The sequence below is a fragment of the Nocardia sp. NPDC004582 genome (assembly GCF_053602115.1).
In genome coordinates this window covers 22,246-28,708 of sequence record NZ_JBSGCY010000085.1, presented here as the reverse complement: position 1 = coordinate 28,708, position 6,463 = coordinate 22,246, and the positions used below count along the sequence as shown (strand labels likewise).

The 6,463-nt window shown below is 69.6% G+C and carries 7 protein-coding genes; all 7 read right to left on the bottom strand.

Features of this window, described 5'->3' with window-relative positions:
* Window positions 1-223: 223 nt before the first annotated feature.
* From ACWELJ_RS22280 to ACWELJ_RS22250, 7 genes are read right to left on the bottom strand one after another with little or no spacing between them, the layout of a single operon-like run.
* Complete coding sequence (locus ACWELJ_RS22280) at window positions 224-1,576, bottom strand: sensor histidine kinase (RefSeq protein ID WP_452368054.1); 1,353 nt, start codon at window positions 1,574-1,576, stop codon at window positions 224-226.
* Entirely contained in the window at window positions 1,573-2,244 is a 672-nt protein-coding gene (locus tag ACWELJ_RS22275; protein WP_452368053.1) for a response regulator transcription factor, read from the bottom strand. The genes ACWELJ_RS22280 and ACWELJ_RS22275 overlap by 4 nt, the downstream gene beginning before the upstream one ends.
* Before the next feature lie 60 nt (window positions 2,245-2,304).
* Window positions 2,305-2,727, bottom strand: coding sequence for a CBS domain-containing protein (locus ACWELJ_RS22270; protein ID WP_452368052.1), 423 nt, complete (start codon window positions 2,725-2,727; stop codon window positions 2,305-2,307).
* Window positions 2,728-2,777: 50 nt separating this feature from the next.
* On the bottom strand, window positions 2,778-3,488 hold the full coding sequence (locus ACWELJ_RS22265; protein WP_452368056.1) for an ABC transporter permease: 711 nt from the start codon (window positions 3,486-3,488) through the stop codon (window positions 2,778-2,780).
* Window positions 3,485-4,126: an ABC transporter permease gene (locus ACWELJ_RS22260; protein ID WP_452368051.1), complete on the bottom strand. Its 642-nt coding sequence runs from the start codon at window positions 4,124-4,126 to the stop codon at window positions 3,485-3,487. The genes ACWELJ_RS22265 and ACWELJ_RS22260 overlap by 4 nt, the downstream gene beginning before the upstream one ends.
* Window positions 4,123-5,268 carry an ABC transporter ATP-binding protein gene (locus tag ACWELJ_RS22255; protein WP_452368050.1) on the bottom strand — a complete coding sequence of 382 codons (1,146 nt, stop codon included), beginning with the start codon at window positions 5,266-5,268 and terminating at the stop codon, window positions 4,123-4,125. The genes ACWELJ_RS22260 and ACWELJ_RS22255 overlap by 4 nt, the downstream gene beginning before the upstream one ends.
* 15 nt (window positions 5,269-5,283) lie before the next feature.
* Window positions 5,284-6,180, bottom strand: a complete 897-nt coding sequence (locus tag ACWELJ_RS22250) for an ABC transporter substrate-binding protein (RefSeq protein ID WP_452368055.1) — start codon at window positions 6,178-6,180, stop codon at window positions 5,284-5,286.
* Between the last annotated feature and the right edge of the window lie 283 nt (window positions 6,181-6,463).

Sequence of the window (6,463 nt, the reverse complement as noted above, 5' to 3'; positions counted from 1 at the left end):
GTCGGAGCGCGCGGCGGCCGCGGCGGCGGGACCGCAGGTGGGGGCGTCGGCGGAGGCGGTGCCCGGCACGGCGAGGGCGACGGCGGCGGCTCCGGCGGCGCCGGCGAGAGCCACGGCGAGGGTGCGTTTCATGCTCACTCCAGGTTGTGTGGTGGGTTCGCCGTCGAATCTGCCCGCCGAACCTGAAGCCTCCCTGAATCCGGCGGGCATCTTCAGGTGATCTTCAGACGGGGAGGGTGAGGCGGAAGACCGCGCCCTGCGCGCCGAGGGGCTCGGGGGCGAGGCAGACCAGGTCGCCGCCGTGGGCGCGGGCGAGGCCACGGGCGATGGCCAGGCCGAGACCGGACCCGTCGGGGCGGGTGTCGCGGGCGGAATCGAGACGGACCAGGCGGTCGAAGACGCGTTCGCGGGCTTCGGCGGGGATGCCCGGGCCGGTATCGGAGACGGTCAGTTCGACTGTGCTGGAGTCGGATTCGGAACGCCGCACATCGATGGTGACCGTGCCGTGGTCCCGCACGGCTTGGCAGGCGTTGGTCAGCAGATTGGCGAGGATCTGCGTGATGCGCTCGGGATCGGCGGAAACGGTGACGGGGTCGCCGGTGAGATGGAATGCGGTGTCCGGGTGCAGCATCCGCATACTGTCGAGCTGGGCGGCGGCGAGCGCGTGCGGGTCGACGGCTTCGCGCCGGAGCTGGAGCCCGGCGTCGATGCGTGCCAGGTCGAGCAGATCATCGACCAGCCGCCCCGCGCGCTGTGTTTCGCGGACCAGCAGGCGCAGCATGCGCTGCCGATCCTCGGGATCGGTGTCGGTGGGCTGTTGCAGGACCGCTTCCGCGAGCGAGCGGACCCCGGTGACGGGTGTGCGCAATTCGTGGGCGGCGTCGCCGACGAACGCGCGGATCCGCTGTTCGGAGGCGCGAGCCCGGGCCTCGGCGGCGGCGGTGTCGCGCAACGCCCCTTCCAGCGCGTCCAGCATCTCGTCGAACGCGGCCGCGGTGCGCCCCAATTCGGTGTCGGTGCGGGAGGGTTCGAGCCGTCGCCCGAGGTGACCGTGCGCGATATCGCGAGCCAGCCGGGTCATGGCGTCGAGCGGTTCGAGGGCGCGGCGCACCCCGAACCAGAGCGCGAGGGAGATGATCGCGATGGCGGAGGTGGTGGCCACCGTCAACAGCACGCCCAGCCGCGACTGCACCCGGGCCAGCAGAGGAGTGTCGATCTGCAGGGTGAGCCGGCCGCCGTCGAGCGCACCGGACCCGGTCAAGCGCACGAGCCGGGTCTTGGTGGTGCTGTCCTCGGCGAACCGGCGATCGAGGCTGCCGAAGGTGCGGCCGTCGGCGAGCACGAGCCGCACCCGCACCGATCGGGTGTCGACGTGGGCGACGAGATCCTCCGGCGTCACCCCGTTCTGCGCGAGTTCGCGGGCCAGCTGCGCCCGGTCGGTGAGCACCGTGTTCTCGCTGCGGTTGACGACCAGCCCGAACAAGGCGTGCACACTCAGCGCCACCAGCACCAGTACGATGCCGGAAACCAGTGCGGCGGTGAGGGTTACCCGCCCGCGCAGCGACACGGTCCTCACTTCGGCGTCCGCAGCGTGTAGCCGAGCCCGCGCACCGTGTGCACGACCCGTTCCCCGTGTTCCTCGAGTTTGCGCCGCAGTGCGCTGACATGTACCTCGACCAGATTGGGGTCGTAGTCCTCGTATCCCCATACCGCCGTGAGGATCTGGGTCTTGGTCACCACCCGGTCGCGTTGCGCGGCCAGGTACGCGAGCAGTTTGAACTCGGTGGCGGTGAGCGTGAGTTCCTGTCCGGCCCGGCGCGCGGTGCCGGTGTCCACGGTCACCTCGAGGTCGCCGATCACGGTGCGGCGCTGGAGTTTCCCCATCCGCCGCAGCAGCGCGTCCACCCGCGCCACGAGTTCGGTGAGATCGAATGGTTTCACCAGGTAGTCGTCGGATCCGGCGCGCAGCCCCCGCACCCGGTCCTCGACGCCGTCGCGGGCGGTGAGCATGACGACGCCGGCCGCGGATCGCGCCCGCACCGATTCCAGGAGCGCGAACCCGTCCCGCCCGGGCAGCCCGACGTCGAGCACCACCACGTCGGGCCGGTACCGGGAGAGGTCCTGTTCCAGCAGCGCGCCGTCGCCACGCGCGAGCACGTCGTGCCCGGCGGCGGTGAGCCCGGCTCCCACCGCGGCGCGAATGGCTTCGGCGTCTTCGATGACAAGAATGCGTCCCGGTTGCACCCGGTAATTCTCCGGTCGCCGCCTGTGAATCCGCTGCGAACCGGGACGCTTCCCGTGGATTTAGTGCGGCACCGCGATGGCGCTGATGAACGTGGCGAGCTGTTTGTCGCTGACGTTCTTGGCGACGTCGGATTCGCAGATCATGCCCGCGAGCTTGTTGCCCTGGCGCATGTCGAGCACGGGCATGCGTTTGATCTGATTCTGTTCCATGACGTCGAGGACGGTCCCGAGGTCGGTGTCGACGTCCACCGACCACACCCGGCCCTGAGCCAGGTCACCGGCGCGGACCTTGCCCGGATCGTGTCCCATGGCGATGCAGTTGACCACGATGTCGCGGTCGGTGAGCATGCCGATCAGCTGATCTCCATTACAGATCGGCAGGGCGCCGACGTCCATGTTGCGCATCACCTGGGCGGCGCGGTCGAGCGTCTCATCAGCGGGGATGCATTCCGCATTCCGGTGCATGATGTCGCGAGCCTTCACTGCGAACCTCCTGTCTCGGATGGGTGTGCCACGAGACATCGTGACCCCGATCACACCGGAAGGTCAATGCGCCTGTTTCGGATCCGGCCGGTGAGCTGGCCGAATCGTCCGGTCCCGGGCGCGCTCAGCCACACCACGAAGGCCAGCAGGCCGTCCAGGGCGAGCGCCAGCGCGGCCACCAGGATCGCGCCCACCAGGACCTTGTCGTAGCGGTAGAGGCTGATGCCGTCGAAGATGTAGCGGCCCAGCCCGCCCAGGTTCACGTAGGCGGCGATCGTCGCGGTCGCCACCACCTGCAGGGTGGCCGCGCGCAGGCCGCTGAGCAGCACCGGCAGCGCGTTGGGCAGTTCGACCCGAAGCAGCACCCGCGGCTCACTCATGCCCATGGCGCGCGAGGCGTCGACCACGATCGGGTCCACGTTCGCGATGCCCGCGTACGCGCCCGCCAGCAGCGGCGGGATGCCGACGGTGAGCAGCGCCAGCAGCGGCGGGGTCAGCCCCAACCCCATGAGCAGCACCACGAAGGTGAGCACACCCAGGGTCGGCAGGGCGCGCATGGAGTTCGCGAAGCCGACGATGAGCGCCGACCCGCGCCGGGTGTGCCCGATCAGCAGTCCGATCGGCACCGCGATCACGGCCGAGAGCCCCACGGCCAGCAGGCTGTACCAGAGGTGTTCGAGCAGCCGCCGCCCGATGCCGGCCGGGCCGGACCAGTTCGCGCCGTCGGTGAGGAAATGCCAGGCGTCCAGGAAAAGGTTCACCGCGCAGCCCCTTTCAGCCACGGCGTCGCCACCTTGCCCAGCAGGTACAGCGCCCGATCCACGACCAAGGCCAGCACCAGCACCACGATGATGCCCGCCACGATCTCGTCCGGGTAGTCGCGCTGATAGCCCTGCGTGAACAGCTTGCCGAGCCCGCCCACCCCGATCAGCGCGCCGACGGTCACCATCGAGATATTGGTGACGGCCACGACCCGCAGGTTGGCGAGGAAGACCGGCAGCGCGAGCGGGAAGTCGACGGTGAGCACCCGGCGCCAGCGCGGGTAGCCGATGGCGTCGGCCGCGTCGAGGGTGGCGTCGGGCACCGAATCCAGGGCCGCCGGAACCGCTGTCACCAGCAGTGCGACCGAGTAGATGGTCAGGGCGATCACGACATTCAGTGGATCGATGACCCCGATGCCGAGCAGCGGCGGCAGAATCACGAACAGGGCCAGCGACGGAATCGTGTAGGCGATCCCGGCCGCGGTGGTGGTGATCCGCCGCAGCCAGCGCGCCCGATGCGCCAGCGCGCCCGCCGGAATCGCGATCACCAGCCCGAGCGCCAGCGGCAGCAGCGCCAGCCACAGGTGGGTGCGGGCGTATCCGGCGATCTCGCCGAAATTGTCCAGCAGGTATCTCACGTGGTCTCCTCGAAGAAGACCCGATTGCGTTCGGCGTCCTCGGCGGTGCGCTGCCGGTGCAGCTGTTCGAGCACGTCGCGGGCGTAGATGGCGCCGCGCACGCCGCCGGAATCGTCCACGGCGACACCGATTTCCGCGGGTGAGGAGATGGTGGCGTCGAGCGCCTGCCGCAGGTCGCCGCCGGGCGGGAACAGCGAGCCGCCGGAGGCCATGCAGTCGGCGAGCGCGCGTCCGGCGCGGACGCCTTCCACGCCGGTGGTGTCGATCCAGCCCATGGGCTTCTTGGCCTCGTCGATGACGAGCCGCCATTCGCCCTTGTCCAGCCGGACGCCGGGCACCTGCTCGGGGGAGACGGTGGAGAGATCGTGCAGGGGCACGGCGTCGGCGGGCCGGAAGGACAGTTCGCGGTAGCCGCGGTCGCGGCCCACGAAACCGGCCACGAAATCGGTGGCGGGGCGGGCGAGTACGGTCTGCGGCACGTCGTGTTGTTGCAGGTACCCGCCGGGTCCGAAGACTGCGATGTGGTCGCCGAGTTTGATGGCCTCGTCGATGTCGTGGGTGACGAAGACGATGGTCTTGTGCAGTTCGGCCTGCAACCGCAGCATCTCGTTCTGGAGTTCGGTGCGCACGACCGGGTCGACGGCGCTGAACGGCTCGTCCATGAGCAGGATGGGCGGGTCGGCGGCCAGCGCCCGGGCGACGCCGACGCGCTGCTGCTGGCCGCCGGAGAGTTGCGCCGGATAGCGTTGCGCCAGCGCGTGATCCAGTCCGACGCGATCCATCACCTCCAGCGCCGCCCGCCGGGCCGCGCGCCGGGATTGCCCGCGCAGCACCGGCACGGTGGCCACATTGTCGACGACGGTGCGGTGTGGCAGCAGGCCCGCGCTCTGGATCACGTACCCGATGCCGAGTCGCAGCTTGACCGGGTCGACGCGGGAAATGTCCTGTCCGCCAACGGTGATGGCGCCCGCGCTGGGGCTGATCATTCGGTTGATCATGCGCATGGATGTGGTCTTGCCGCAGCCGGACGGTCCCACGAACACGGTGAACGACCCGGATTCGATGCGCAGGCTCAGGTCGTGGACGGCGGTGGTGCCGTCCGGGTAGGTCTTGCTGACGCCGGTGAATTCGATGTCGGACACCGTGTTCCGCCTCCCTTACGCGATCGGCTGGTCGAGCCCCTGCGCGGCGACCCACTGGCGGGCGGCGGCGGCCGGTTCGGTCTTGCTGCTGCCGGAGACGGCGGTGTTGAGCGAGATGAGTTCGGCGGTGGTGAGTTTCGCCGACGTCGCGTCGAGCACCTTGGTCAGCTTGTCGCTCTTCTTGGCGGTGTTGTAGAGCGGCACCACGTTCTGCGGCGGGAAGTTGTGCTTGGGGTCGGTCAGCACCACCAGGTTGTTGGCGGCGATGGCGGGGGAGGTGGTGAAGATGTCGGCGGCGGTGACCTGGCCGTCGGTCAGCGCCTTCACGGTGGCGGGGCCGCCGCCGTCGGCGATCGGCACGAAGTTGGCGGCGGCGATGTCGAGTCCGTAGTTCTTCTTCAGGCCCGGAAGCCCGCCCGGCCGTTCGGAGAATTCCGCGGGCGCGGCCAGTTTCACCTCGGCCGAGTGCGCGGCCAGGTCGGCGATGCTGGTCAGATTCCATTTCTCGGCGGTCGCCTTGGTGACGACGACGGCGTCGGAGTCCTCGCCGGGCGCGGGCTTGCCGATGGCGAGCTGATCGCCGAGCGCCTTGGCGAGGGCGGCGTTCACCTCGTCGGGCGTGGTGGCGGTGCTCGATTTGTCCAGGTATTGCAGCAGATTGCCGGTGTAGTCCGGGATCAGGTCGATGGCGCACTGCCGCAACGCGGGCACATACGCTTCCCGGCTGCCGATATTGAGCTTGGTGTCGACGCTGAACCCGTTGGCCCGCAACGCTTCCGCGTACACGTCGGCCACGGTCTCGGATTCGGGGAAGTTGGCGGACCCGACAGTGACCTTATCGGCGTCGCCGCCGCAGCTCCCGCCCCCGCCGAGCGGATTGGACTTGTTGTCGCCACAGGCGGACAGTGCCATGGCGGCGGCCAGCGCCACCGACGCGGCGAGGATTCGAAGTACGGTCCGGGAGATGCGCTTGCCATCGGCGCGCGTGGTGATGAGCGATTGCACTGTCGTCCTTCCGAGCGGGATGCCTGCGGCGGCGGGGTGTCGCCACCCCTGGAACAGACTTAACTGTCTATATTGCCCGTCTCATCCCGCGAACGGTGCCTACCTACGGTCGGTTTCGCGCTTCCGGCGAAATCGGCACGCCCGATGTCCGGCCCGGTTTCACCGCCGCGGGGGTCGGCGCGGCAGACTG

Bases quoted from the DNA above. Each gene is read 5' to 3' on its own strand.
- ACWELJ_RS22250 (WP_452368055.1), bottom strand. From the start codon at position 6,180: ATGGCACTGTCCGCCTGTGGCGACAACAAGTCCAATCCGCTCGGCGGG.